This is a genomic window from Mesorhizobium sp. GW821-FHT04C10, from assembly GCF_059420305.1.
Map to the genome: position 1 here is coordinate 2985384 of NZ_JBWKTL010000001.1, position 25733 is coordinate 3011116.

Here is a 25733-nt window from a genome sequence, read left to right on the forward strand (position 1 = left end):
GAGGCCATGCTCGCATATGCAGTGAAGCGCATCGGTCTCGGCCTCCTGATCCTCGTTCTTGTCATGATCGCGATGTACGCGGCCGTCTTCCTCGTTCCCGGCGATCCGGCAACCGTGGCGCTTGGTCCGCGTGCCACACCGGAATTGAAGCGGCTGCTGATCGAGCGCATGGGGCTCGACCAGCCGGTGTGGTGGCAGATCGTCGAATTCTTCCGCAACGCGCTCACCGGCAATCTCGGCTACGACGTCTGGTCGAACCGGCCCGTTTCCACCCTGGTGCTGGAAGCGTTGCCGAACACGCTGATCCTCGGCCTGACGGCGCTGGCCGTCGCGCTCCTGATCGGCGTTCCACTCGGCTGCCTGTCGGTGATGCGGCGCGGCACGGCGGCCGATGCCGTCATCGGCGTGCTCTCGGTCGGCGTCATCGCGGTGCCGTCCTTCGTCGTCGCCATCTATTCGCTGCTGGTCTTTGCGGTGACGCTGCGCTGGCTGCCGGCCATCGGCGCCGGCGAGGCCGGAGACTTCATCAGCCAGGCCAAGGCGCTGGTGATGCCGGCGGCCGCCATCGCGCTCGGCTGGATCGGCTACATCGCCCGCATGGTGCGCGCCTCGATGATGGAGGTGATGGGCGAGCCGCATATCCGCACCGCGCGTTCGTTTGGTTTGCCCGAGTGGAAGATCGTCTCCAAATACGCGCTGCGCATCGCCATCATCCCGACCATCTCGCTGGTCGCCGTCGGCCTCGGCAGCATCCTGTCCAGCGCCGTCTTCGTCGAGGCGGTGTTCGCCCGGCCCGGCATCGGCAAGCTGATCACCGATGCCGTCAACACCCGCAACTACCCGGTCGTCATGGGCACGGTGCTGATCATGACCGCCATCTATGTCTCCATCACCATAGCCGCCGATCTGTTGATCGCGCGGCTCGATCCGAGGGTGCGCGATGTCTTCCGTGGCTGATGCCTCGTTGTCCGTACCGGACCGACAACGGTTCGTCCTGCTGCGCGCATTGCTTGCCGACCCGTTCACCTGCGTGGCGCTGATCCTGGTGACAGGCTTCCTCGTGACCGCGCTCTTCGCGCCGTTTCTGGCGCCCTATTCGCCGGTCAAGATCGACGTGCTGCACAAGCTGCAGGCGCCGTCGGCGGAGCACTGGTTCGGCACCGATCATCTCGGCCGCGATCTCCTGTCGCGTGTCATCTATGGCGCGCGCACCGCACTCACCATCGCCATGGTGTCGGTGGCCATCGCCGGCGCCATCGGCCTTCTGCTCGGCCTGATCGCCGGCTACGGCCCGCGCTGGCTCGACGCCATCCTGGTGCTGAGCTTCGACAGCCTGAACTCGCTGCCGATGATCATGTTCGCGCTCGCCATCATCACCGTGCTTGGCGCCGGCACCGGCACGCTGATCATCGTCATCGCCGCGACCTCATTCCCGAGCTATGCCCGGCTGATCCGGGCGCAGACGCTGGCGCTGAAGAACAGCGACTACATCCTTGCAGAGCGCCTGATCGATGCCAGTGCGGCGCGCATCATCTTCGTCCATCTGCTGCCCAATGTCGTCGGACCGCTGATCATCCTTCTGTCGATGGATATTCCGGTCGTCATCATGGTCGAGGCCGGCTTGAGTTTCCTCGGCCTCGGTGTGCGTCCGCCGACACCATCCTGGGGCTCGATCCTCTATGATGGCTATACCAGCATTCGCTCGGCGCCCTTCATGGTCATCTTTGGTGGCCTGCCGCTGGTGCTGGCCACGCTTGGCTTCACCTTCCTCGGCGAAGGCCTGCGCGACTATCTCGATCCGCGCCTACAGTTGCGGAGGCCTGCATGACCGGTTCGCTCGCCGCCAGCGATCTCAGCGTCCGCTACGAGACGCCGCATGGCGCCGTGCACGCGTTGCGCCATGTCGACATCGAGGCGCATCCGGGGGAAGTGATCGGCATCGTCGGCGAGAGCGGCTGCGGCAAGTCCACGCTGGTCACCGCGCTCGCCAATCTCCTGCCGGCCAATGCCCGCATCGACGGCTCGATCTCCTACAACGGCGTCGATCTGGCGAAGCTCGACGCGTACCATCAGCGCCTGCTGCGCGGCGACGAGATCGCGCTGGTCAGCCAGGATCCGATGACGGCGTTCAACCCGGTGCTGACCATCGGCGACCAGCTTGTCGACTTCCAGCACCACCGCAAGGATCTTGGCCGGGCCCAGAAGCGGGCGCGCATCGCCGCCATGCTCGGCCGCGTCGGCATCGCCGACGCCGAACGGCGCATGCAGAGCTATCCGCATGAACTATCCGGCGGCATGCGCCAGCGTGTCGCCATTGCCGCCGCGCTGCTGACCGATCCCGGCCTGCTCATCGCCGACGAGCCGACGACGGCGCTCGACGTCACCATGGAGGCGCAGATCATCCATCTGCTGCGCGAGCTCAGGCGCGACTATAATGGCATCATCATCGTCGTCTCGCACCATCTCGGCGTCATCGCCGAGCTCTGCGACCGCGTCTATGTCATGTATGCCGGCGAGGTGGTCGAAGGCGGCGAGGTCGATGCCATCTTCCACGACGCCAGGCATCCCTATACGCAAGCGCTGCTCGCCTGCGACCCCGCCCGCTTCCATGAGCGGCTGGACAGGCTGCCGACCATTCCGGGCTCGCTGCCCAACCTGACACAGCCGCCGTCCGGATGCGTCTACGCACCGCGTTGCGACCGTGCCTTCGCGCCATGCACAACCGTCGCGCCGCCGCTGGTGAAACTCGCCGCTTCTCATGTCGCGCGCTGCCATGCGGTGACGCCATGAGCCCGCTGCTTGCCGTTGAGGATCTCTCCGTGAGCTTCGTGCGCGGCGGCTTGCTCAACCGGCTGATCAATCCGTTCCCGCTGCCTGGCTTCAACGTCATCGACGGCGTGACGCTGTCGCTGATGCCGGGCGAGACGCTCGGGCTGGTTGGCGAATCCGGTTCCGGCAAGACGACGCTGGCCCGCACCATTCTCGGCCTCATCCGGGCAGCCGCCGGCCGCATCGTCTTCGAGGGCAGGGAGGTGCGGACGCCAACTGATTTCCGCGCCATGCGCCGGCGCTCGGCGATGATGTTCCAGGACCCTGTCGCCTCGCTCAGCCCGCGCCTGCGCATCGGCACGCTGCTCACCGAACCGCAGATCATCCAGGGGTTGCCGATGCCGGACCGCCGCGCAGCAGCCAAGGCGCTGCTGGCGCTTGTCGGTTTGCCGGCCTCCTTTGTCGACCGCTTCCCGCATGAGCTGTCGGGTGGGCAGGCGCGCCGCGTCGGCGTTGCGCGCGCCCTGGCGATGAAGCCGCATCTGCTGCTCGCCGACGAGCCGACAGCCGGCCTCGATGTCTCGGTACAAGGCGACGTGCTGAACCTGATCGGCGAACTCAAGCGCGAGCTCGGTTTCGCCGCCATGATCGTCACGCACAACCTGGCCATGATCCGCCACGTCAGCGACCGGCTGGCCATCATGTATCTCGGCCGGCTGGTCGAGACCGGACCGACGCAAGATGTGTTTTCGGCGCCACTGCATCCCTATACCGCGACGCTGATCCAGTCAGAGCCGATACCCGATCCGCGCCGGCGCAGCCAGAACCCTGCCGTTACCGGCGAGATCCCGAGCGTGTTCCGGCGGCCTTCGGGTTGCGAGTTCCACACGCGTTGTCCGATCGCGCGCGACCGTTGCAAGACCGAGGCGCCGGCCTACCGGCCGATGGGCGCCGATCGGATGGTGCGCTGCCATTTCCCGCTGGAGACCGGCGGGCAAGAACGGGAAGCCTTCTCACGCGCTTCCATCAACCAAAGGGGAAACTGAGATGTCAGAATGGACCATGGACAGACGTGCATTCCTGAAGGCGGCCGGCGTGCTGGGCGCCGGCCTGGCGATGAAGCCGGGCTTTGCCTGGTCGGCGTCCGGCGACACGTTGCGCATCCGCATGGAAGGCGATCTTCAGTGCCTTGATCCCGCCTTCATGAATGGCGGCATCGAGGATGTCATGATGCGCGGCATCTATGTCTCGCTCAACCATTTCGGCGACATTCGGAAAGGTTCGCCCTGGTCGCTGTGGGGCGCGGAAAAGCTCGAGCAGAAAGACCCCAAGACCATCGCCTTCACCCTGATCGACGGGTTGAAATGGTCTGGTGGTTTCGGCGCGGTGACAGCCGACGACGTGAAATTCTCCTTCGAGCGCATCGCCGACAAGGCGCTGGCATCGCCCTGGGCCTATCAGTTCGAGAAACTCGACCGTGTCGAGGTCGTCGATGGCAGGTCCGGCATCATCCATCTGAAGGAGCCCTACCAGCCGATCTTCGTCACCAGCCTGCCTTACTATGGCGGCCACATCATCAGCCGCGCCGGCACCGAGAAGGCGGGCGGCAAGTTCACCACGCAGCCGCCGGCGACATGCGGGCCCTATCTCTTCTCGGACTGGCAGCAGAAGCAGAAGGTGACGCTGACGGCCAACCCGGACTGGCCAGGCCCGAAGCCAGATTTCTCAAAGGTCGAGATCTATGTCGTGTCGGACGATCAGGCGGCTCAGCTTGCCTATGAAGCCGATGCCTTCGACTACACCAAGATCGCCATTTCGGCGACCAAGGCGGTCAAGGAGAAGCCGCCGGCGGACACAAACCTGATCGAGGCGCAGTCGACCCGTTATGTCTGGCTGACCATCAATATGCTCAGCCCGCGACTGAAGGATCTGAAGGTCCGCCAGGCGGTGCAGTATGGGGTCGATGTCGGGCAGATCCTCACCGGCGTGTATGACGATCTCACCAAGCGTTCCACCGGTGTCGTCCAGCCCGGCACCAAGTTCGCGCGGGCCTCGAATCTTATCGCGGCGCCGGATTATGAGAAGTCGGCCGCACTCCTCAAGGAGGCTGGTGTCGGCGACCTATCGCTGACCCTGACGGTGATGAATGATTCCATCCGCACCGCGACCGCGCAGATCATCCAGGCCAGCCTCGAACAGGCCGGCATCAAGGTCGAGATCCAGCCCTATGACGAAGCCGCCTTCTGGGGCGTCGGCGACAAGACGCAAGGCGACGGCTACAAGAATATCGACCTGGCGCTGATGGATTTCGCCGGTGGCATCGATCCGTCGGAAAACCTGGTCTGGTTCCGCCCCGACCAGATCGGCGCCTACAACTGGTCGGGCTTCGACAGTCCCGAATTCGAGACCAGCTACCAGCAGTTGGTGGCCGAAAGCGACGAGGCCAAGCGCATCGCACTGTCGAACCGCATGGAGGATCTGATGGAGCAGTCCGGCGGTTTCGTCTTCATCTGCCATCAGCCGCTGGTCGCCATCCACAAGACCGCTTTCGACCCGGTCATCTATCCCGACGGTCACCCCAATCCGGTGCTGTTCAAGAAGAAGGCGTGAGCGCGCTTTCATGGACAGAAAGGGCATTATCGATTAGCTGGAGTCCATGACGGAAGCCCAACCAGAAGATGCAAAAAAGAAGCGCGGCGCGAAGAAGGCTCCGCCGCGCTTCAGCCGCGAACAGGCTGACGTGCGCCGCTCCATGCTGATCGAAGCGGCGACGCGCTGCCTGTCGGTCGGCGGCATCGGCGCCTTCACCATCGACAGGATCTGCAGGCAAGCCGGCGTTTCGCGCGGCCTCATCAACCATCATTTCGAAAGTCTCGACGGGCTGCTGGTCGAGGTCTACAAATCCTCGCTCTACGCCAGCGTCAACAACCAGATCGCCGAAGCCAAGCGCCGCCGTGCGGAGACTTCCGATTGGTCGCCGCAGGCCGCACTTGCCGCCCTGGTGCACTCCAATTTCTCGCCCGAATATTTCAGCCGCGAGAACCTGCTGATCTGGCTGTCGCTGTGGGGCGAGATCGCTGTCAACCCGCGCCTCAAGGCGGCGCATCGCGAACTCTACGATGCCTACCGGGCGGAACTCGCCGAGGATATCGCGGCGGTCGCCATACCGCGCGGCAGGCAAGTCGACGCGCCGTCGCTGGCGCGCAATTTCATCGCGCTTGTCGACGGGTTGTGGCTCGAATGGTGTCTTGATGAAAGCGTGGTGACACCACAGGCGGCGGAGGCGGCGGGGTTCGAGATGCTGGAGGCGCAGGTGGGGCGTTTGCGGGACGCCTAGTTCAACGGCGACCCACCCTCGCGTTTGCGCCGCTCCATATAGTCGCGCAGCGCCTCGTCGATGCCGGGATCGATCGGCGGCTGCTCGTATTCGGCGACCATGCGCTTCCACACCACATTGGCCCGCTCACGCGCCGTGACCTGGCCGCGCTCGACCCAGGTGTCGTAATTATCCCAGTTGGACACCAGCGGCGAATAGAAGGCGCGTTCGTAGCGTTGCATGGTGTGCGCGGCGCCGAAGAAATGCCCGGCCGGGCCGACCTCGCGCACCGCCTCCAGCGCCAGCGTGTCGATGTCGACCACGGGCGGATCGAAATAGGCCGACATCATCTGCAGCATCTCGGCATCGATGACCAGTTTCTCGAACGATGCGGTCAGCCCGCCGCCGAGCCAGCCGGCGGCATGCAGCACCAGGTTGGCGCCGCCCATCAGGCAGCCCCACAGCGACATGGCGCTCTCATAGGCGGCCTGCGCGTCGACCGAGTTGGCGGCGGTGACATTGCTGGAGCGGAACGGCACGCCGATCAGCCGGCAGAGCTGCCCGGTGATCTGCGCGGCCTGTGTGTATTCGGGCGTGCCGAAGGCCGGCGCGCCGGTCTTCATGTCGACATTGGAAGTGAAGCCGCCATACATGACCGGCACGCCCGGACGCACGATCTGGGTCAGCACGATGCCGGCCAGCGCCTCTGCATGCTGCTGCGACAGCGCGCCGGCAAGCGTCACCGGGCTCATCGCGCCGGCCAGCGTGAACGGCGTGATGACATTGACCTGGCCATGCTCGGCCAATGCGATCAGCCCTTCGGCCATCGGCTCGTCAAGCTGCAGCGGCGAGTTGGTGTTGATGATGCCGGTGAAGACCGGCATCTCCCGGGCAAGGTTTTCGCGCGTCGTGCCGAGCGAAATCGCCACCATTTCAAGCGCGTCGATGGCGCGGCCCTGACCAAGGGTTTGCGGCTGCCAGTTCTTGTCGAGCAAGGTGATCTCGGCATAGTAGAGGTCGAGATGGCGCGTGTTCTGGTGCAGGTCGAGCGGCTCGAACGGACCGCCGCCTTCCTGGTGCAGGACATTGAACGACTGGATGAGTTTCAGATAGTCGCACATCTCGGCATAGGTGCCGGGGCGGCGGCCGCGATCATTGTCCATGACATAGGCCGGGCCGCCGACCGACGACAGGATGCAGTGCCGGCCGCCGACCTTGACGTTCTTGGCGGGATTGCGGGCGCGCAGCTCGAAGGATGATGGCGCCATGGCGACGCGCTCCATCACCATGGCGCGGTCGAAGCGTACCCGCATCGCGCCTTCGTCGACATCGCAGCCGGCGGCGCGATAGAACTGCCGTGCCCGCGGCTGCAGCACGCGCATGCCGATCTCTTCGAGAATGGTGAGGCCCATTTCGTGGATCGTCTGGACCTGGTCTGCCGACAGTATTTCGATCGGCGCGTAGGGCCGCGTCAGCTGCTTCCACGGACGCTGCTCGATGCCGCCGATCTCGCGCTGAGGGCGGCCGGGTCTGCGACGTGCGGCGGTGCGTTCCATGGCCTTCCAGACCTCCCTGTTTGACGCAATTCCTATGGGAAAACCGCTTCACATTTTTCCCGGAATTGCACTATTCGGCTGCCGTGCGCATATCGAAATCCGCTACCGCGTCGACGATCGGCGTGTCGCGGCGATAGGGCTGCCAGCGGACCTTCGCGCCGATCTCGCGGGCGAGCTTGTGACCGCTGTGAACGGCATGGGCGATGGCGCCCGGCGCCAGCGTGTCGCCGATCCGATCGACGCTGCGGATGCCTGCGGCCGCAAGATCGTCGGCACGCTGCGTCAGCGCCTCGAACAGCTCGTTGCGCGGCAAGCGCAGCCCGACGATCAGCACCGAGCGGCAGGCGATGCGGCTCTGCTCGCCGGTGAACAGATGCGCCAGCGTCGCCGTCTCGCCATCGAAGGATTTCAACAGGTGCAACGTCGTCACCGGCACGTTGCGGCGCGCCAGCGCACGATGCACCAGCGGCAGCTCGTTGGTCATGATCGTCCATGCGGACGCCTGGCCGGCCGGTGTGACATAGCTGACCGGGATGCCTTGTGCGGCCAGATGCTCGGTCAGCACGCCGCCCATGTAATAATTGTCGAAATCGAAGACCAAGGTTGGTCCTTGCGGAAGGCGGCCGGCGGCGATGTCGTCGGGCGTGAACACTTCCGCGTGGTCGAGCCGGCCGACCGGAATCTCCATCGAGGAATAGAGCATGTTGGTCCAGCGCGCGCCGGTCGCAAGCACGACCCGGTCCGGCGCGAGGTCGATGATCTCGTCCGCGCCCAGAACACTCTCGGGATAGAGCGAGACATTGCTCATCTCGCCGAGCCGTCCGAGGCGGTAGTCGACGACGCGGTTCCAGGCCGCCAAGCCGGGCAGGGTCTTCTCAAAGGTCAGCCGGCCGCCGAAGCCGCGGCTGCTGTCGGCGAGCATCACCTCATGGCCACGCCGGCCAAGCGTCAGCGCGCATTCGAGCCCGGCCGGTCCGCCGCCGACAATCAGGATGCGCTCCGCTCTGTCGGCACGCTCGACACGCTCGGGATGCCAGCCGCGCCGCCATTCCTCGCCGGCGGTCGGGTTCTGCGTGCAGCGCACCGGCACGCCGTCATGCCAACTCGAAATGCAGATGTTGCAGCCGATGCATTCGCGGATCTCGGCCTCGCGGCCTTCGCGGATCTTGGCCGGCAGGAAGGGGTCGGCGATCGAGGGCCGCGCGCCGCCGATGAAGTCGAGCACGCCGCGCTTGATCTGCGAGACCATCGTGTCGGGCGAGGTGAAGCGGCCGACGCCGACCACCGGCTTTTTCGTCATCGATTTGACGAAATCGATCACGGGCTCATGGCTGCCTTCGCCGGTGAAGCGCGACGCCGAACAGTCGGTCGGGCTGGAATCCATCTTGACGTCGAACAGGTCGGGCAGGTCGGCCAAAAGTTCGATCAGCTCATGCGCCTCGGAAGGCTGGTTGCGGCCGGGCCGGCCGCGCAGTTCCTCGAGGCTGACGCGCAGCGCGACGCCGCAATCCTTGCCGACGGCATCCTTGGTGACCTCAATCATCTCGCGCACGAAGCGCACGCGGTTCCCGATCGGTCCGCCGTACTCGTCGGTGCGATGGTTGTACTCCGGTAGCAGGAACTCGTAGCCGAGATAGCCCATGCCGGCATAAACGTAGACCACGTCGAAGCCGGCCGTGCGCGCCTTGCGCGCCGCCTCGGCCTGGCATCGCAGCACCTCCTTCATGTCGGCCTTGTCCATGGTCTTCGGCCGCAGATTGCCCATGAAGCCGACATGCGTGGCCATCCAGGGAATACCCGATGGCGAGAGCGGCGGCAGCCGGCTCGTCCTGTTCATGACGGACGCGCCGCCATGCCAGAGTTCGACGCCGGCAAGCGAGCCATGGCGGTGCACGGCCTCCGTCATCAGCGCATGGGCACGGATATCATTGTCGTCCCAAAAAGTGGCGAAAGGCAGCGGAGCGTCGTCCGAACTCGGATCGATCGAACAGGCGCCGGTGCAGATCACGCCCCATCCGCCCTCGGCCTTGGCTTCGCGAAAGGCCGCACGCACCCTTGGAAGGGCGTTGGTCATGCCGCTGGCGTGCGGCACCTGGTAGAATCGGTTCGGCGCGGTGACCGGCCCGATCCGCATCGGCTCGAACAGGATCTCGTAGCGGGGATTGCAGGTCATCGGGGCTCGGCGAATATGCTTGTTGAACGATCGTACAACAAGCATATTCGCCGGCATTGCAGAACGCAATGGCCCAAAGCAACGGCGCTGGGGATCGGTTCGAAAGCAGGGTCAATGCGACGGTGTTGGGATGGACCGATCGCACGGGTTCACAACACGATCGCATTTGTCCAAATTGGACAGATCTTGAAACCGGTCGGCCCTATTTCGGGCTAACCTCTTGCGGCCCGTCTTTCGTCGCCAGCCCTCAAAGGTCACTCGACCCGTTTTGGGGGTCGTTTCGTTCCGATCGCTGGCAACGGCCTGCCGGGCCTTTTGGGAGGAATGTCGTGACACTGTTTGCCGTCCACTGTCTGGACCATGCCGATGCCTTGCCGAGGCGCCTGGCCAATTATGACGCGCACAAGGCGCACCTCGCGCAGGGGTGTGTGAAGACCGTCATCTCGGGTCCGCTGGTGGCAGAGGACGGGGAGACGATGATCGGCTCGCTCTTTGTGTTTTCCGCCGAAAAGATCGAGGATGTCAGGGCATTCAATGCCGCGGATCCGTTCAACGCGGCCAATGTCTGGCAGTCGGTCAGCATCAACCCGTTCCTGATGCGCGTCGACAACCGGAGCTAGGTCCGAGGCGAATTCATGGAACCCTTCGTCTATAACGGCCAGCCGGCCCGCGTCATTTTCGGATCCGGCACCATCCAGCAGCTGCCGGCGGAACTGGACCGGCTGGGCTTGAAGCGGGTGGCCGTGCTGGCAACGCCGCCGCAGGAGCCGGAAGCGCGACGGCTCGTCGAACAGCTCGGCGGCCGCGCCGCCGGCGTCTACGCGCGGGCGACGATGCATACGCCGGTTGAGGTCACCGAGGATGCGCTGCGTGTCATTCTGGACCTCAAGGCCGACGGGCTCGTTGCCGTGGGCGGCGGCTCGACCACGGGCCTTGCCAAGGCCATCGCGCTGCGCACCGACCTGCCGCAGATCGTGGTGCCGACCACCTATGCCGGTTCGGAAATGACGCCGATCCTCGGTGAGACCAGGGACGGAGTGAAGGTCACCCAGTCGAGCCCCAAGGTGCTGCCCGAAATCGTGATCTACGATATCGACCTCACTCTGTCGCTACCCGCGGCCATGTCCGGCACCAGCGGGCTCAATGCGATCGCGCATGCGGTCGAAGCGCTTTATGCACGCGAGCGCAACCCGGTCATCAGCCTGATGGCGACGGAAGCGATCGGCGCGCTTGCCGCCGCCCTGCCGACAATCGCCGTCGAGCCCGGCAACCGGGAAGCGCGCGCAAAGGCGCTCTACGGCGCCTGGCTTTGCGGCATCTGCCTGGGCTCGGTGGGCATGGCGCTGCATCACAAGCTTTGCCATACGCTCGGCGGCAGCTTCGACCTGTCGCATGCCGAAACGCATGCGATCGTGCTTCCCCACGCGCTTGCCTACAACGCCCCGGCGGTGCCGGACGTGATGCAGCGGCTGCGCGACGTGCTCGGCACGGACGACCCTGCCATGGCGCTCTACGACCTTGCCGGCAAGGTCGGCGCACGGCGTGCGCTCGCGGATATCGGCATGCCTGAAAGTGGCATCGAGCTTGCGACGGACAGGGCGCTGTCCAACCCCTACTGGAACCCGCGCCCCCTTGAGCGCGAAGCGCTGAAGGGGCTGATCGCCCGGGCTTACGCAGGCGAACGGCCGCGCTCCTGACGCGCGGCGACATCTGGAGGAGGACCGATCTTGGGCAAAGCAGAGGCCAGCCATGCGCGGCCGCCGAAATATCCGTATTTCGAGGAGGAGACCTCGGTCGACGTCGTCAACGCGCGCATGGGGCCGGACGTCGATCCGCGCCTGCGCGAGGTGATGAGCGTGCTGGTCAAGCACCTGCACGCCGCCGTCAAGGAGATCGAGCCGACCCATGAGGAATGGCTCAAGGGCATCACCTTCCTGACCGAAGTCGGCCAGATGTGTTCGGAGTGGCGGCAGGAATTCATCCTCCTGTCCGACACGCTCGGCGTCTCGATGCTGGTCGACGCCATCAATCACCGGCGCCCGAATGGCGCCACCGAGAACACGATTCTCGGACCGTTCTACGTGCCGGAGGCGCCGCGCTACGAGCACGGCGCCAACATCTGCCTGGACGGCAAGGGCGAGCCGCTGGTGGTGCGCGGGCGCGTGGTGGATACCGAAGGCAAGCCGGTCGCCGGCGCGCTGATCGACGTCTGGCAGACAAATGACGATGGCTTCTACGACGTCCAGCAGAAGGGGTTGCAGCCGGACTGGAACCTGCGCGGCGTGTTCACCAGCGGCGAAAACGGCGACTATTGGTACCGGGCCGTCAAGCCGCGCTACTATCCGATCCCGGACGACGGACCCGTGGGCAAGATGCTTGCCGCGCTGGGACGCCATCCCAACCGGGCCGCCCATATCCATTTCATCATCAGCGCGCCGGGCTATGACCCGGTCATCACCCATATCTTCACGCCCGATTGCCAGTATCTCGCCGAGGACGCCGTCTTCGGCGTGAAGGATTCGCTGATCGCGGATTTCAAGGAGATCACCGACCCGACAAGCGCGGCGGAGCTTGGATTCACCTCTCCCTATTGGTCGGTGAACTGGGATTTCGTGCTGGCGCGCAAATCGGCGGGCACGGCCTGAGACGACAATCCTCCGACATCGCTATAGTTTTGTCCATTTTGGACTAAATCATAGCGCCGCCCTGTTTGGCGCGACCCAGAGGAGGTCTCATGAACGACCACGAATTCCTGCGCGTCTACGATTTCGTCGACCGGCTGAGGACGCCGTTCCTCGGTGTCGCCGATGTCGAGGACGAGGCGTCGTGGCGCATGGTCCATTACATCATGCGATCGGAGCTCGAAGGCTATCCGGTGACGATGAGCAAGCTCGCGCTCGTCTCCGGCCTCAGCCATGGAACGGCGATCCGGCGCATCCAGGACATGATCGGCAAGGGGCTTGTCGAGCGCCGGCCATCGCCGGACAAGCCGAGGAGCTTCACGCTGCATCCCACGGAGGAGCTGACGACGCTCGCGGTCAACTATGCGGCGGAAACCAAGGCTCTGATCGCAGAAATACTGGGCGGGCGCGGTACGGAGGAACACGAAACCAACTACTATTTCGGCGCGCCTCGGCGCGGCAACCCGGTCATTCCGCCGATCAACCTGCTGAAGAGCCGGGTCACCGAGGGCGTCGAGCTGCAGTTCCTGCTCAACGACGACAATTATTTCGCGGCGATGCGCAACATGTGGTCGGATTTCCGCAACAACCTCGCCAGTGCCAGGAGCTTCAAGCTCGTCCACCAGAACGACCTCTACCGCGAAGGCCTGGCCAACGGCCAGCGCGCGGTGTCGGCCTATGACATCATCGCCATCGACATGCCCTGGCTGGGCGAGTTCGCGGGCAGGGGCCTGATCATGCCGATCGGCGACATGATCCGCGAATCCGGCATCAACCCAATGGATTTCCACCCGTCGATCTGGTCGACGACGACCTGGCAGAGGGTGGAGTACGGGGTGCCGATCTATTGCACCATCGAGGTGCTCGCCTGCCGCAGCGACCTTTTCGACGGTGCCGGGCTCGCGCTGCCCAGGACCTTCGAGGAGGTGATCTCGGCCGGCCGGGTCTTCCACAATCCGTCCGCGGAGCGCTACGGCATTGCCTGGAACGCGGCGCGCATGCCGCTCGCGTCAAGCTTCATGTTCTTCCTCGGCTGCTGCGGCCAGACGGTGCTGTCGATCCGGCGCACGCCGACCGGCTACTCGACGGAAAATCTCGACCGTCAGCACATGCGGCCGCAGATCGACAGCGAGGCCGCACTCACCGTGCTTGACTACATGCACCGGCTACTCGAGATCGCCCAGCCGGGCGCGCTCGATGCGCATTGGGACGATTCCTGCGCGGTGTTCCTGAAGGGCCAGAGCGCCATGGGCTATGTCTGGACCATGCGCGCGGCGCAGTTCGAGGCGGAGGTGCGCTCGGCCGTGAAGCGCCGGGTCTCCTATGTGCCGCAACCGAGCGGGCCGGGCGGCACCAACACGTCGCCGATCGGCGGCTTCCTGCTCTGCATCCCGTCCAACATCGATCCGAAAAGGCTGCCGCTGGCAACGGAGGCGCTTGCCTGGATGGCCTCACGCGAAGCGATGAAGGAGCATGTGAAGAACGGCTTTCCGGTCGCGCCGCGCTTTTCGGTGAGCGCCGATCCCGAAGCCACCGGCCGTTCGCAACTGGTGCGCTTCGTCGGCAACCTCGGCAACCGCAACCTGCTCAGGAACTGGCAGCGGCCGCCGGTTCCCTTCTACACCGACATGGAGCGCATCATCGGCGAGGAAATCCATGACGCATTGTCCGGCGGAAAATCCGACCGGGCGGCTCTGCAGGACGCGCAGAACCGCCTCGACCGGATCATCGACAGCACGATCGGCGTCTGACCATCAAGCTATGGCGCGGACCGAGCCGCCATCCACGCCCCAGACCGAGGACGTGACGAAGGACGCAAGGTCGGAGGCGAGGAAGACGATCACATTGGCGACTTCCTCGGGCTTGCCGAGCCGGCCGAGCGGAAGCTGGCGCAACGACATTTCGTGTTCGACCGCCTTCTGCGGTTCCATGTTGTGGAACTTGCCCATCGTCTCGGCAAACCCGCCCGGCTGCGTCCAGAAAGGTGTCCAGACCGGGCCCGGCGCCACGGCGTTGATGCGGATGTTGTTTGCGCCTTCGCTGCGGGCCAGCCCCTTGGTCAGCGCGAGCACCGCCGCCTTCGAGGCGGAATAGTCGATCGGCACGCCTTCGGGCTGCCGGGCAAGATCGGAAGCGTTGTTGACGATCGCACCCTTGCCCTGCTTGCGCATCACCGGCAGCACGATGCGCGTGGTGCGCACATAGCTCATGAAATTGAGCGAGAAGGTCTTGTCCCATTCGGCATCGGTCAGCTGGTCGAAGGTGCGGACCGCGCCCGAACCGACATTGTTGACCAGGACGTCGAGCCCGCCACCCAGACGGGCGATCGCCGCGCCGACCTTGTCCTCGATATCGCCGGCGGAGGAAAGGTCGGCCTTGAAGGCCGTCGCCTGTCCGCCGGCCGCCGTCACGGCCTCCACCGTTTCGCCGAGGCCAGCGGCATCGATGTCGAGCAGCGCCAGGCGGCACCCTTCGCGTCCGAAGGCGATCGCGGTTTCCCGGCCGATGCCCTTGGCGGCGCCGGTGATCAGCACCGTCTTGCCCTTGAGATTGGTATCCATCCTATCCTCCCTTATGTCCCGGCGAACTGCGCCATGGTGGTTTCGAAAGAACGCCGTGCCGCTTCCTCGAGCGGCAGGACGCGGTGTTTCCTGGAGATCACTTCGACCGAGTAGAAACCGTCGAAGCCGGTACGCTGGATCGCATCGATGAAGGCCGGCGGATCAAGCACGCCTTCGCCGCAAAGCCGCCGCTGATAGATCGTGTCTTCCCAGAGCGTGCCGACGACATCCGCATCGGCGTCGTCGAGTTCGACGGAGACGACATACTGCCGGGGGACCTTGGCCACCGCCTCATAGGGGATGCCGCCACGGCCGATATGCCAGATGTCCAGCAGCAGGCCGCCATTGCGCTGCGCCGCGCCTTCGACAATGGCGCGTGCGGTTTCCAGCGTGCCGACATTGGAGAAGGGCATCACCTCCAGGGCGATGCTGGTTCCGTAGCGTGCCGCATCCTGGCAGATCTCGGCGAAGCTGTCGGTCACATGCGCCAGGTCGATGGTCTTGGCGTCGAATTCCGGTGCGATCTTGACGTCGCGCGCGCCAAGCGCCTCGGCCGCCTCGAACAGCTCCTTGCGCACCTTGTCGGAGGCGAGCTTCAGCTCGCCGCCGGAGAACCAGTGGGTGATGAATTCCAGCTCCACATGCGGCATGCCGTTGGCATCGAGAATGCGGCGCATTTCCTCGAGGCCGATCTGCTCGCGTGTGGCCTGGAGGTCGGCGTGGATGAGACCGACGCCCTTGTAGCCGGCCTTGGCCGCCGCCTCGACGCGTTGGGCGAAAGGGAAGGGGCTGATCTCGTTGGGCGCGAAGGGATAGACATCGCCCGCGATCGTCCAGTAAGCGGCAACGAGTTCCGTGCTCTTGGTCATGGTTCGCCCCCTCAGACCGATGCGCCTTCGGACCCGGTCCGGAAGTCGAAGCTGGTCGTCAGGCCGCCATCGGCGACGATTTCGGCGCCGTTGAGCGCGGTCGAGGCGTCACAGAGCAGGAAAAGCGCCGCGCGGGCGACTTCGCCCGGATCGAGGATGCGGCCCGAAGGCTGGCGATTGGCGCGCGTGGCAAGGAAGCGGTCCGGGTCGCTGGCCGACTTCATATGCCGTTCGAACAGGCCGGCCAGCATGGGGCCGGGGCTCAGCACATTGGCGCGAATGCCCTGGCGGGCGTGGTCCATGGCCACGGTCCGCGTCAGCTGGCGCACGGCCCCCTTGGAGGCGGCGTAGATCGCGAGCTGCTGCTCGGCGAAGGTCGCGTCGATGCTGGCAACGGCGACGATCGGGCCGCCGCCGCGCGCGATCATCAGCGGCAGCAGCGCGCGGAAGGCGAGCGCCGTGCCGATGAAGTTGACGGACATGGTCTTTTCCATCGCCGCCTTGTCGAACTCCAGCACGGTGCCGACGTTCAGCATGGCGGCCGAGGTGACCAGTCCGAGCGTTCCCGGATCGATGGCGGTGACGGAGTGGGCGATGTCGCTCCAGGTCTCCTCGAGCGACACGTCGCCCCGGACATGGGTGTAGAGGTCGCTGGACAGCTCGGAAGGCGCCGGCGCGAGATCGACGCCGATGGTGCGCACGCCGCTCGCGACCAGAAGATGGGCGATCTTGGTGCCCAGACCGGAAGCCGTGCCTGAAACCACGACGAGTTCAGGCAGAACATTGGTAAACAGTGGCTCCTCGGCCATGGGGTACTCCTCGGTTCCTAAATCAGATTGGAAGGCGCGGCGGGAGGCCCGCCGCGCCCGGATGGGATCAGCGCCCGATGGCGCCGTCGCAGTCGGAAATATTGGCCTTGGTGACGATCTCGTGCGGCAGGAAGATCTCCTTCTCGACCTTCTTGCCGTCGAGGAGATCGATCACCGCCTTGGCCGCGTATTTGCCGTCATCGATCGGCGACTGCAGCACGGTCGCGTATTGCGTGCCGTCCTTGATCTGGTTGACGCCTTCGATCGAGCAGTTGGACCCGACGAGCACGAGGCTGGCCGGATCGATGCCAGCGCGCTTGGCGGCCACGATCACGCCCGACATCATGTTGTCGGCCTGGGCGTAGACGCCCTTCACGTCGGGACCGACCTGGGTGAAGAGCGCGGCGGCGGCGTCGGTGGCCTTCGTCTGGTCCCAATTGCCGTTCTGCTTGCCGGCGACGACGATGCCCTTGGCCTTCTCGGCCAGCACCTCCTCGAGGCCCTTGGAACGCGCGATCTGCGGCGGTGTTCCCGGCACGCCCTCGACGATGAAGATCTTGCCTTCCGTGCCGAACTTCTTCTCGGCGAAACCCTTGATCATGGCCTCGCCGGCGGACTGGCCGTTGCCGATATCGGAGGGGCCGGTGAAGACGTTCCAATAGTCCGCGTATTTGTCGTCGGGCTTCGAGTTGGTGATGACCAGCGGAATGCCGGCCTGGTTGATCTTGCGCAGCGAGGGCACGATGGCGCTCGCGTCCGCCGGCCACAGCACGATCGCGGCCGGGTTCTGGGCAAGCGCCTGGTCGACCTGCGATGCCTGCTCGGCGGCATCGAAGTTGGTGATCTTCACGTCGAGATCGATGCCGGCGGCGCTGGCGACTTCCTTGAAGGCGCGCTGGTGGAGGGCGCAGTATTCGCATTCCTCGCTCACCGTCAGCAGGATCACTTTCGATCCCTTGGCGCCGGCGAATGCCATGCCGGGCATGGCCAGTCCCGTGAACACGCTGGCCATCAGCGCGAGTTTGGTCAATTTCGCAGTATTCATGTCGTCGTTCCTCCCGTTTCAGGTTGCACGTCACCCATCCCCGCCGCCCAACACGGCGCAAGCAGAACTGGGTTTCGTCGGTTGCTTCCGCTAGAACATGATGCCGAAAAGTGTGAAGCGGTTTTCGGACGACATCATGCTCTATCTCTTTGATTTAGAAACGGATTCAGATTTCAGATCGATTGATCTGAAATCATCCGACTCTAAGCGGAATGCCTGGCCCGCGATGCCGCGAACCGTTCACTCATCCATGCCCCCAACTGTCCGTCGAGCAGCACGATTCCCATCAGCACGAGCCCGTTCGCGAACAGGATTCCCGTCGCGCCCATGCCCATCAAACTCAGTCCGTTGTTCATCACCGTCAGGATCAGCGAGCCGATCAGCACATGCAGCGGCGAGCCGGCCCCGCCCGACAGGGCCACGCCGCCGACGATGGCCGCCGACACCGCCTGCAGCATGAGATTGTTCCCGGTGGTCGCGGCCGCACTGGCCAGGCTCATCGACAGAAGGCTGCCTGCAAGGGCCGCGCAAAGGGCCGAGACGATGAAGACGATATAAAGCGAAAGCCCGACCTTCGCCCCGCTCGCCGCCGCCACCAGCCGCTTGCTGCCGATGACGCGGATGTCGCGGCCCATCAGCGTGTGGCGCATGAACAGTCCGGCCAGCAGGAAGGCGGCCAGCGTGATCACGCTGCGCCAGGAGAGGACCGTCAGGATCGGATTGTCGAGGGCAAAGCCCAGGTCGAAATTGTCGGTGCTGATCACCTTGCCGCCGGCAAGCCAGAAGGCAAACCCCGAAAGCGCCATCATCGACCCGACGGTGACCACCAGCGAGGATACGTTGAAGCGGTTGACGACGAAGGCGTTGGCCGCGCCGATCACCACCGCGAAGGCCAAGGCGACACCCATGCCATGGACGAGATTGCTCCCGCCCGCGACCAGCGTCAGCAGGCCGCCGACCGCGACCATGGAGCCGACGCTGAGGTCGAATTCACCGGCGATCATGGTGAGCGACAGGCCGAGCGCCACCAGGCCGAGCAGCGCGAATGACTGCGTCAGCGCATAGATGTTGCGCCCGCTGATGAAGGCCGGGTTCCACAGCGCGAAGGCAACGATCAGGGCGATCAGGAGCGCGATGCGCAGCAAGGTGGCCGTGGACATGGGATGTGACTTCCTTGGGGAGGCCATGGTCATCTCCTCCCGCCGAGCGCCAGCGCGCCGAGGATGACCGAGGCGATCACGACCAGGCCCTTCACGATCAGCTGGATTTCCAGCGACAGGCCCTTGAGCAACAGGATGTTGGTGATGATGGCCAGGAAAACCGCGCCGATAGCCGCGTCGAGGATACGGCCCTGGCCGCCCTTGATCGCCACCCCGCCGACGAGCACGGCGGCGATGGCGTCGAAATCCAGGCCGGCACCGAGCTTGAGGTTGCCCTGCGCGGCCTGCGAACCGTAGAGCGCACCGGCAAAGGCGGCGGCCGCCGCCGCCAGCACATAGGCGATCACCAGGGTTCGCCCGACGCGCAGGCCGGTGAAATGCGCGGCCTTCGGATTGAGCCCGATCAGGCGCAATTCGCGGCCGAAGCGGGTCCGCTCGACGATGAAGCTGAAGACGAGCGCCGCAAGCAGGAACAGCGCGATCTGGTTGGGGATGCCGGCCATGCGGCCGATGCCGAGCCAGCTCGCATCGCCTTGCCCGACAATGGTCAGGCCGCCCGAATAGAACGAGCCGGCGCCGGTGATGATCGAAGCCATCGCAATGGTGGTGATGATCGGGTTTGTCTTGAAGACGCCGACGGCAATGCCCTGGGCAAGTCCGAACAAGGCACCGACCAACACCACCACGACGATGCTCGGGAGGAGACCAAGATGAAGAAAGGAGGCAAACACGATCGTCGAAACGGCCGCCGTGGCGCCCATCGAAAGCATGAAGAGGTTGCCCGAGAGGGTGATGAACGCCATGCCGACGGCGGCGATGCCGACCGCCGATGTCGAATACATGATCGCTGAAATGTTGGCGCTCGACGCAAAGCCGGGCACCGCGGCACTGGCCCAGATGGCCAGAAGGATGGTGCCGATCCAGACGGCGGTCGATTGCACACGCTCGGGGCTCAGCAATGCCGCGCCCACCGACTTCATCTCGAGAGCGGCCAAGCCGGAACCTCCGCTTCCTGTCCTCGTTTCCACGCTCATGCCGCCCTCGCCATGCCTGGTCCGCGCAGGACGTCACCCAGGATCGAGTCCATGGCGGTCTCCTCGACCGGCAGATCGTTGACGATCTCGCCGCGGAAAACGGTGATCACGCGCTGCGACAGTTCGCGGATTTCCTCGAGGTCGGTCGAGAAGAACAGGACGACCAGCCCCTGGCGCGCGAGCGACTGGAGCTCGCGGTAGATTTCGGTGCGCGCCCCAACATCGACGCCGCGCGTCGGCTCGTTGAGAACAAGCACTTTCGGCTCTAGCGCGACGGACTTGGCAATGGCGACCTTCTGCTGGTTGCCGCCCGAAAGCGTCGACGCCGCCGCCGGCAGCCGCCGGCCGTCGATCTGGAAACGGCGCGCGAGATCCAATGCCCGCTTGCGGGCCTCGCCCAGGGAAAGCACGCCGGCGCGGTTCAGGCGATCGAGTATGGCCGATGTGAGGTTGACCTCGATCGGCGCGCCGAGGAACAGGCTCTTGCCGCCGCGATCTTCCGGGACATAGGCAATGCCGCAGGCCATCGCCGACGACAGCGAGGTGACGTCGATGGCGGCGCCATTCAGGAACACTGTGCCTTCGTGGCGGCTTTCCAACCCTGCCAGCGTCTCGATCAGTGCATTGGCGCCCGATCCAAGCTGGCCGATGACGCCAACGACTTCGCCGGCGCGGAAATCCAGCGTCACCGGCCGGTATTTTCCGGCCACCGCGAGCGCCTTGAGTTCAAGAACCTTGGCGGCCTGCTGGAGATCGGCCCGGTCACGCACCGAATGGGCGGATTTTATCTCCCGGCCGATCATCTCGGCGACCAATTCCTCGTTGGTCCACTGCGCCGTCGGTTTGGTGAGAACCCGCTGGCCATTGCGGAAAACGGTGACGCGGTCGGTGAGCGCGAAGATCTCGGGCAGGCGATGGCTGATATAGATGACGGCGGTGCCGTTTTCGCGCAGCCAGCGGACCGTCTTGAAGACGCGCTGGATCTCGGCGTCGGAAAGGCTCGCGGTCGGCTCGTCCAGGATCAGGATGCGGGCGCCCCGCATGACGGCACGGCAGATTTCGAGCAGCTGCTGCTCGGCGATTGCCAGGCGGCCGGCCTCGATATCGAGCGGCACTTCGGCCAGGCCGAGCTGGTCGAGGGTCTGGCGCGCGCGGGCGGCATAGCGCTTGCGGATATAGAGCTGACCGACATCGGGATCGCCGAGAAGAACGTTGTCCAGAACAGACAGATGCGGAATGATCGACAGTTCCTGGTAGACGACCGAGACCTGCCTGACGCTGGTCAGTTGGCCCGGCTTGAGCAGATTGCCATCGACGCGGATTTCTCCCTCGTCCGGGCTCATCAGCCCGGCGATCATCCGCACCAGCGTGCTCTTGCCGGCACCGTTCTCGCCACACAGCGCATGGATCTCACCGGCTTCGAGATCGAAGTCGACGCCTTTCAGAGCCTGGACACCTCCAAAAGATTTCCGCAGGCCTCTGACCGTCAGAACGGCTGGCGTCTCCATGATTTCCTCCCACAACCGTTTGAACGGCATGACGGCTACGCTACAGAATGATGATGGGTGCGATGACGGCAATTTGGTCCAGATTGGACTAACGGATTTGCAGCGTCAGCAATGGGCTGGGCTTGGTCCAAGGCGGCAGCGATCGCGCCCACCGGTCCTGCCTGCCGATGCGCGGCCGTCTCACGCGATCAGGTCGGGACCGATCTGGCTGAACGCCGGCGTGCCCGCGAGCTTCAGGCCGTTGGCGATGTCGTCCAGCAGGATGTCGAGCACCCTGGCCACGCCGGCTTCGCCGGCCGCCGCTCCGAACAGGGCGGCTCGGCCGATCGCCGAGGCGGCAGCGCCGCGCGCCCTGGCCTTGATGACGTCCATTCCGGTTCGGATGCCGGAATCGATCAGGATCGGAACCTCGGCGGCCACCGCCTGGCGGATGGCGGGCAGCGCATCGATGCTTGATATGGCGCTATCGAGCTGGCGGCCGCCATGGTTGGAGACCCAGATGCCGTCGGCGCCGGCCGCCACCAGGCCAGCGGCATCGGCGGGGTGCAGGACGCCCTTTACCAGCAGCCGGCCCTTCCACCAGTCGCGGATCCGGCAGAAATCGTCCCAGTCGAAACCGGCGTGGAGATTGCGGCCGACACGCGCGGCGATGGTCAACCCGGCGCTGGTGTCGCCAAGATAACCGCGAACGTTCTCGAACTGAGGCAGCCCGCCGCGCAGCAGGCGCAGCGACCAGCCGGGATGAAGCATGCCTTCCCAGACATGGCGAGGCGAGGGGCGCAGCGGGATCGATATGCCGTTCCTGAGATCCTTTTCGCGTTTTCCCCCGGCCTGCAGGTCGACGGTCACCACCAGCGTCGAATAGCCGAATTCTTCCGCCCGCCGCACAAGCTCGCGGTTGAAGTCGAATTCCCTGAGCACATAGAGCTGGAACCAGAGCGGTCCCTGCACGGCCCTGGCCATGCGCTCGATGCTGGTCGTCGACATGGTGGACAGCGTGTAGGGAATGCCGCGCGCGGTCGCCGCCCTGGCGATGGCGATGTCGGCCTGCGGCCAGACCAGCGCGCATGAACCCATCGGGCTGATCACCAGTGGTGTGGTGAAGGTTTGCGACCACAGCGATGTGGTCAGGTCCGGCCGCGATACGTCGGTCAGCACGCGTGGCAGCAGCCGGATACGCTCGAAATCGGCGCGGTTGGCGCGGAGCGTCAATTCCTGTCCTGCCCCGCCATCGACGAATTCGAAGATCGACTTCGGCAGGCGGCGGCGGGCAAGGGTACGGAAATCGTCGACTGAAACCTTGCGCGCGAGAGCGCCCATCTCAAACTCCGCTTGTTTCGAGCGTCGTGCCGGTCCGCTTGAGGCGGCCGGCAAGGAGGCTGAGCTCGGCATAGGCCTTGCCGGCGTCCGGATGCCATGAGCGCACCGCCGCCTCCTGTTGGGCGACGATCGCGAGATCGCCGCGCGCCGCCGGTCCGGTCAGCGCCGCGGCCGGCCCCAGCCTTCCGACATTCTCGGCCGTGGCGGCAAGCAGGCGCGCGTTCAGTTGCCCGGCGATTTCCTGTGGAACGCCGGCGCGCGCCCAGGCTTCCCGCGCTACCGCCTGCAGCACCACGGTGAAGTTGTTCGAGAACACGGCGGCCGCATGGTAGATCGCCTTGTATTGCGAGCTGAGCAGAAACGGCTGGCCGCCAATGCCGCGTATCAGCGTATCGACAGCCGTGACAGCCTCGGCATCGCCTTCGACGCCGCAAAGTGTCCCTTCGAACTGTCCGACAGCCCTTGCCGGATCGGCGAATGTCAGCACGGGATGGACGCTTGCCAGATGCCAGCCAAGGGCACGCAAGGGCTGCATCTCGGCCGCCGGCAGGAAGCCGCTGCAATGCACGGCGATGGAGGGACTGGCCGGGGCCAGTTCCGCAAGACGGGCCGCCACGTCCGCGATCCGCGTGTCCGACACGGTGAGGAACCAGAGATCGGCCGGTCGCATGTCGGCAAGCCCGGAAACGGCGGTTCCCGCGCCGATGAATTCAACCGCCCGGGAGGCAGTTTCCGCTCCGCGGCCGGCAATGTCCTGAACCTCGTGCCCGCCGGCCAGGACGATCCGGCGCATGAGGGTCTGGCCGACCTTGCCGGGCCCAATCAGATTGATCTTCAGCTTCGTCATTCCAGCCTCATTCGACGTTGGCCGAAGGCTATATGATCGGCTTTGGCAAAACAGGCGGAAACTTGTCCCGGCCAGCGGCTTTGGCGTGACACTTCACGCCGCGGCCGCGAGCCGGTCGCAGACTGAATGGGTTATCTGGCGGGTGGACGCGCTACCTTTCAGGTCGGCGCTGAGCAGGCCGCCGGCAAGGCAGGCTTCCGTCACGCTTCGGATGCGCTCGGCTGCCTGGTTGAGCTTCGCGTCGCCATGCTTGTGGCCGAGCCAGTCGAGCATGGAGGCGGCCGACAGGATGGTGCCATAGGGATTGGCGATGCCTTTGCCGGCAATGTCGGGCGCCGAGCCGTGTGCTGCCTGGAAGAAGCCGTTGGCGTCGCCGATCTCGGCCGAGGGCGCCATGCCCATGCCGCCGACCGTGGCGGCGGCAAGGTCGGACAGGATGTCGCCGAACATGTTCTCGCTGACGATGACATTGAAGTGGCCTGGCTTCAGCACGAGGTGCATGGCCATGGCGTCGACCAGCGCATATTCGGTCGCGATGTCGGGATAGTCCTTCGCTACCTCGTCGAAGACGGAGCGGAAGAAGGCATAGCTGCGCAGCACGTTGGCCTTGTCGCAGCAAGTCACCCGGCGCACGCCGTCGCGCGGCGCGCCGCCCGACTGGCGCGCCAGTTCGAAGGCCTTGCGGACGATACGTTCGATGCCGGTACGGGTCTGCACCAGCGTATCGACCGCGACCTCGCCGCGCAGCAGCGCGCCCGAGCCACGCGCGGCGTAGAGCCCTTCGCTGTTCTCGCGCAGGATGATGTAGTCGATGTCGCCTGCCTTGACGCCGCGCAAGGGGCTCTCAACACCCTCGAAGAGCCTGATCGGGCGGATGTTGGCGTAGAGGTCGAGCTCGAAGCGCAGCTTGAGCGTGAAATCCAGCCCCGCTTCGGTGCCGTCGGGATGGACGACGCCGGGCAGGCCGCCCGCGCCATGCAGGATGGCATCCGCCGCCCGGCAGGCCTGGAAGGTCGGTTCGGGAAAGCTCTGGCCGGTCTTCAGGAAGTGCTCGGCGCCGGCCGGATATTCGCTGAAGCGCAGCGGGCTGTCGGGCCCGAGTGCGGCCTTCACCACCTCGATCGTGGCGGCGCAGACTTCCGGACCGATGCCGTCGCCATGCACCACGGCGATTTCGTAGATATCCTTCATCGCCAAAACCTCACGGGCAACAGTTTTTCAGATGCACTTGCCGCCATCGACGTTGAGGTCGACGCCGGTGATCATGCTGGCCTCGTCCGAGCACAGGAAGGCGGCGGCGTTGCCCATGTCCTGAGGCGTCGACAGACGGCCGATCGGGATGGTGGCGACGACGCGGGCGCGGTTCTCCTCTCCGGAGCCGATGAAGGTCGACAGAAGCGGCGTGTCGCCGGCGACCGGGTTGATGGCGTTGACGCGGATGCCGAAGGGGGCGAGTTCCACCGCCATGGCCCGCGTTGCGGCGATCGCCCAGCCCTTGGAGGCGTTGTACCAGGTGAGGTTCGGGCGCGGCGAGACGCCGCCGGTGGAGGCGACGTTGAGGATCGCGCCCGACTTCATGGATTTGAAATGCGGAACCACGGCGCGGGCGCCGTTGTAGATCGAGCGCATGTTGACGTTGGCGATCCTGTCGAACAGGTTTTCGTCCATCGTCTCCAGCGGCAGAGGCGGCTGGGCGACGCCGGCATTGTTGACCAGTATGTCGAGGCCGCCAAAGGCCGACCGGGCGAGGTCGGCGGCCGCCTCGAAGCTTTGCAGTGTCGAGACGTCACCGGTGATCGGCCGCACCTTTTCGCCGATCTCGCCCGCGACCCTGGCCGCTGCCGCCTCGTCACGGTCCATCAGCACGACCAGCGCGCCCTCGGCGACGAATTTCCTGACGATGCCTTCGCCAAATCCCGAACCGCCACCGGTGACGATGGCGACCTTGCCAGCAAGTCTCATATCTGTTCCTCCGTTGCCGGCACCATCGGGGAAGTCGCTGTGATTGCACAGTCCGATTATCTGAACGCCCTTTTAGCTTTCCTTGTTTGAGGTCGCCGGCAGCGGGAGTAATAGTCGCCACGG

Annotated in this window: 23 protein-coding genes; 10 read left to right on the top strand and 13 right to left on the bottom strand. The window is 65.1% G+C overall.

Annotated features, from left to right (window positions below; translation table 11 throughout):
* Nucleotides 1-6: 6 nt before the first annotated feature.
* The 6 genes from AC07UC_RS14395 to AC07UC_RS14420 are packed head-to-tail and all read left to right on the top strand — an operon-like array spanning nt 7 to nt 6106.
* Nucleotides 7-957: an ABC transporter permease gene (locus AC07UC_RS14395; RefSeq protein WP_494906442.1), complete on the top strand. Its 951-nt coding sequence runs from the start codon at nt 7-9 to the stop codon at nt 955-957.
* Complete coding sequence (locus tag AC07UC_RS14400; RefSeq protein WP_494906444.1) at nt 941-1828, top strand: ABC transporter permease; 888 nt, start codon at nt 941-943, stop codon at nt 1826-1828. Before AC07UC_RS14395 ends, AC07UC_RS14400 begins: the two co-directional genes overlap by 17 nt.
* Nucleotides 1825-2790: an ABC transporter ATP-binding protein gene (locus tag AC07UC_RS14405; RefSeq protein WP_202326483.1), complete on the top strand. Its 966-nt coding sequence runs from the start codon at nt 1825-1827 to the stop codon at nt 2788-2790. The genes AC07UC_RS14400 and AC07UC_RS14405 overlap by 4 nt, the downstream gene beginning before the upstream one ends.
* Nucleotides 2787-3815: an oligopeptide/dipeptide ABC transporter ATP-binding protein gene (locus tag AC07UC_RS14410; RefSeq protein ID WP_494906446.1), complete on the top strand. Its 1029-nt coding sequence runs from the start codon at nt 2787-2789 to the stop codon at nt 3813-3815. Before AC07UC_RS14405 ends, AC07UC_RS14410 begins: the two co-directional genes overlap by 4 nt.
* A gap of 16 nt (nt 3816-3831) precedes the next feature.
* Nucleotides 3832-5379 (top strand): ABC transporter substrate-binding protein, encoded by a 1548-nt coding sequence (locus AC07UC_RS14415; RefSeq protein ID WP_494906448.1) that lies wholly within the window; start codon nt 3832-3834, stop codon nt 5377-5379.
* A 46-nt stretch (nt 5380-5425) separates the two neighbouring features.
* The gene (locus tag AC07UC_RS14420) at nt 5426-6106 is read left to right on the top strand and encodes a TetR/AcrR family transcriptional regulator (RefSeq protein WP_494906450.1); all 681 of its coding nucleotides are present in this window, start codon (nt 5426-5428) and stop codon (nt 6104-6106) included.
* Here the strand turns inward: AC07UC_RS14420 and AC07UC_RS14425 are convergent.
* Entirely contained in the window at nt 6103-7641 is a 1539-nt protein-coding gene (locus AC07UC_RS14425) for a trimethylamine methyltransferase family protein (RefSeq protein ID WP_140774260.1), read from the bottom strand. The genes AC07UC_RS14420 and AC07UC_RS14425 overlap by 4 nt on opposite strands.
* Nucleotides 7642-7711: 70 nt before the next feature.
* Nucleotides 7712-9814, bottom strand: coding sequence for an oxidoreductase (locus AC07UC_RS14430; RefSeq protein WP_494906453.1), 2103 nt, complete (start codon nt 9812-9814; stop codon nt 7712-7714).
* Between the two features lie 329 nt (nt 9815-10143).
* On the opposite strand from AC07UC_RS14430, the gene AC07UC_RS14435 reads away from it, so the two are divergent.
* The 4 genes from AC07UC_RS14435 (at nt 10144) to AC07UC_RS14450 (ending at nt 14246) form a co-directional block, all read left to right on the top strand.
* The gene (locus AC07UC_RS14435; protein WP_494906455.1) at nt 10144-10434 is read left to right on the top strand and encodes a YciI family protein; all 291 of its coding nucleotides are present in this window, start codon (nt 10144-10146) and stop codon (nt 10432-10434) included.
* A 15-nt stretch (nt 10435-10449) separates the two neighbouring features.
* Nucleotides 10450-11511, top strand: a complete 1062-nt coding sequence (locus tag AC07UC_RS14440) for a maleylacetate reductase (protein ID WP_494906457.1) — start codon at nt 10450-10452, stop codon at nt 11509-11511.
* 30 nt (nt 11512-11541) lie between these two features.
* Nucleotides 11542-12459 carry an intradiol ring-cleavage dioxygenase gene (locus tag AC07UC_RS14445; protein WP_494906458.1) on the top strand — a complete coding sequence of 306 codons (918 nt, stop codon included), beginning with the start codon at nt 11542-11544 and terminating at the stop codon, nt 12457-12459.
* A gap of 89 nt (nt 12460-12548) precedes the next feature.
* Nucleotides 12549-14246 (top strand): extracellular solute-binding protein, encoded by a 1698-nt coding sequence (locus tag AC07UC_RS14450; protein ID WP_494906459.1) that lies wholly within the window; start codon nt 12549-12551, stop codon nt 14244-14246.
* A gap of 3 nt (nt 14247-14249) precedes the next feature.
* Here AC07UC_RS14450 and AC07UC_RS14455 read toward each other — a convergent pair whose 3' ends face one another.
* The 11 genes from AC07UC_RS14455 to AC07UC_RS14505 all read right to left on the bottom strand — a co-directional run bounded on the left by AC07UC_RS14455 (nt 14250) and on the right by AC07UC_RS14505 (nt 25610).
* Entirely contained in the window at nt 14250-15056 is an 807-nt protein-coding gene (locus AC07UC_RS14455; protein WP_494906460.1) for an SDR family NAD(P)-dependent oxidoreductase, read from the bottom strand.
* An 11-nt stretch (nt 15057-15067) separates the two neighbouring features.
* Entirely contained in the window at nt 15068-15925 is an 858-nt protein-coding gene (locus AC07UC_RS14460) for a sugar phosphate isomerase/epimerase family protein (protein WP_494906462.1), read from the bottom strand.
* 11 nt (nt 15926-15936) lie between these two features.
* Nucleotides 15937-16734, bottom strand: coding sequence for an SDR family NAD(P)-dependent oxidoreductase (locus AC07UC_RS14465; RefSeq protein WP_494906463.1), 798 nt, complete (start codon nt 16732-16734; stop codon nt 15937-15939).
* A gap of 67 nt (nt 16735-16801) precedes the next feature.
* Nucleotides 16802-17779, bottom strand: a complete 978-nt coding sequence (locus AC07UC_RS14470) for a sugar ABC transporter substrate-binding protein (RefSeq protein WP_244735428.1) — start codon at nt 17777-17779, stop codon at nt 16802-16804.
* 203 nt (nt 17780-17982) lie between these two features.
* Nucleotides 17983-18939: an ABC transporter permease gene (locus AC07UC_RS14475; protein ID WP_494906464.1), complete on the bottom strand. Its 957-nt coding sequence runs from the start codon at nt 18937-18939 to the stop codon at nt 17983-17985.
* A gap of 29 nt (nt 18940-18968) precedes the next feature.
* Complete coding sequence (locus AC07UC_RS14480; RefSeq protein ID WP_494906466.1) at nt 18969-19934, bottom strand: ABC transporter permease; 966 nt, start codon at nt 19932-19934, stop codon at nt 18969-18971.
* 35 nt (nt 19935-19969) lie between these two features.
* Complete coding sequence (locus AC07UC_RS14485; RefSeq protein WP_494906468.1) at nt 19970-21481, bottom strand: sugar ABC transporter ATP-binding protein; 1512 nt, start codon at nt 21479-21481, stop codon at nt 19970-19972.
* 180 nt (nt 21482-21661) lie between these two features.
* On the bottom strand, nt 21662-22801 hold the full coding sequence (locus tag AC07UC_RS14490; RefSeq protein ID WP_494906470.1) for an alpha-hydroxy acid oxidase: 1140 nt from the start codon (nt 22799-22801) through the stop codon (nt 21662-21664).
* A gap of 1 nt (nt 22802) precedes the next feature.
* Nucleotides 22803-23723: a Rossmann-like and DUF2520 domain-containing protein gene (locus AC07UC_RS14495; RefSeq protein WP_494908939.1), complete on the bottom strand. Its 921-nt coding sequence runs from the start codon at nt 23721-23723 to the stop codon at nt 22803-22805.
* A gap of 18 nt (nt 23724-23741) precedes the next feature.
* Nucleotides 23742-24839, bottom strand: a complete 1098-nt coding sequence (locus tag AC07UC_RS14500) for an isocitrate/isopropylmalate dehydrogenase family protein (RefSeq protein WP_494906472.1) — start codon at nt 24837-24839, stop codon at nt 23742-23744.
* 27 nt (nt 24840-24866) lie between these two features.
* Complete coding sequence (locus tag AC07UC_RS14505; RefSeq protein WP_140774249.1) at nt 24867-25610, bottom strand: glucose 1-dehydrogenase; 744 nt, start codon at nt 25608-25610, stop codon at nt 24867-24869.
* Nucleotides 25611-25733 lie beyond the last annotated feature (123 nt).

What these genes read in the sequence shown, in the direction of transcription:
- AC07UC_RS14395 (WP_494906442.1), top strand. Translation starts at nt 7, where the DNA reads ATGCTCGCATATGCAGTGAAGCGCATCGGTCTCGGCCTCCTGATCCTC.
- AC07UC_RS14400 (WP_494906444.1), top strand. Translation starts at nt 941, where the DNA reads ATGTCTTCCGTGGCTGATGCCTCGTTGTCCGTACCGGACCGACAACGG.
- AC07UC_RS14405 (WP_202326483.1), top strand. Translation starts at nt 1,825, where the DNA reads ATGACCGGTTCGCTCGCCGCCAGCGATCTCAGCGTCCGCTACGAGACG.
- AC07UC_RS14410 (WP_494906446.1), top strand. Translation starts at nt 2,787, where the DNA reads ATGAGCCCGCTGCTTGCCGTTGAGGATCTCTCCGTGAGCTTCGTGCGC.
- AC07UC_RS14415 (WP_494906448.1), top strand. Translation starts at nt 3,832, where the DNA reads ATGGACAGACGTGCATTCCTGAAGGCGGCCGGCGTGCTGGGCGCCGGC.
- AC07UC_RS14420 (WP_494906450.1), top strand. Translation starts at nt 5,426, where the DNA reads ATGACGGAAGCCCAACCAGAAGATGCAAAAAAGAAGCGCGGCGCGAAG.
- AC07UC_RS14425 (WP_140774260.1), bottom strand. Translation starts at nt 7,641, where the DNA reads ATGGAACGCACCGCCGCACGTCGCAGACCCGGCCGCCCTCAGCGCGAG.
- AC07UC_RS14430 (WP_494906453.1), bottom strand. Translation starts at nt 9,814, where the DNA reads ATGACCTGCAATCCCCGCTACGAGATCCTGTTCGAGCCGATGCGGATC.
- AC07UC_RS14440 (WP_494906457.1), top strand. Translation starts at nt 10,450, where the DNA reads ATGGAACCCTTCGTCTATAACGGCCAGCCGGCCCGCGTCATTTTCGGA.
- AC07UC_RS14450 (WP_494906459.1), top strand. Translation starts at nt 12,549, where the DNA reads ATGAACGACCACGAATTCCTGCGCGTCTACGATTTCGTCGACCGGCTG.
- AC07UC_RS14455 (WP_494906460.1), bottom strand. Translation starts at nt 15,056, where the DNA reads ATGGATACCAATCTCAAGGGCAAGACGGTGCTGATCACCGGCGCCGCC.
- AC07UC_RS14460 (WP_494906462.1), bottom strand. Translation starts at nt 15,925, where the DNA reads ATGACCAAGAGCACGGAACTCGTTGCCGCTTACTGGACGATCGCGGGC.
- AC07UC_RS14465 (WP_494906463.1), bottom strand. Translation starts at nt 16,734, where the DNA reads ATGGCCGAGGAGCCACTGTTTACCAATGTTCTGCCTGAACTCGTCGTG.
- AC07UC_RS14470 (WP_244735428.1), bottom strand. Translation starts at nt 17,779, where the DNA reads ATGAATACTGCGAAATTGACCAAACTCGCGCTGATGGCCAGCGTGTTC.
- AC07UC_RS14475 (WP_494906464.1), bottom strand. Translation starts at nt 18,939, where the DNA reads ATGTCCACGGCCACCTTGCTGCGCATCGCGCTCCTGATCGCCCTGATC.
- AC07UC_RS14485 (WP_494906468.1), bottom strand. Translation starts at nt 21,481, where the DNA reads ATGGAGACGCCAGCCGTTCTGACGGTCAGAGGCCTGCGGAAATCTTTT.
- AC07UC_RS14490 (WP_494906470.1), bottom strand. Translation starts at nt 22,801, where the DNA reads ATGGGCGCTCTCGCGCGCAAGGTTTCAGTCGACGATTTCCGTACCCTT.
- AC07UC_RS14500 (WP_494906472.1), bottom strand. Translation starts at nt 24,839, where the DNA reads ATGAAGGATATCTACGAAATCGCCGTGGTGCATGGCGACGGCATCGGT.
- AC07UC_RS14505 (WP_140774249.1), bottom strand. Translation starts at nt 25,610, where the DNA reads ATGAGACTTGCTGGCAAGGTCGCCATCGTCACCGGTGGCGGTTCGGGA.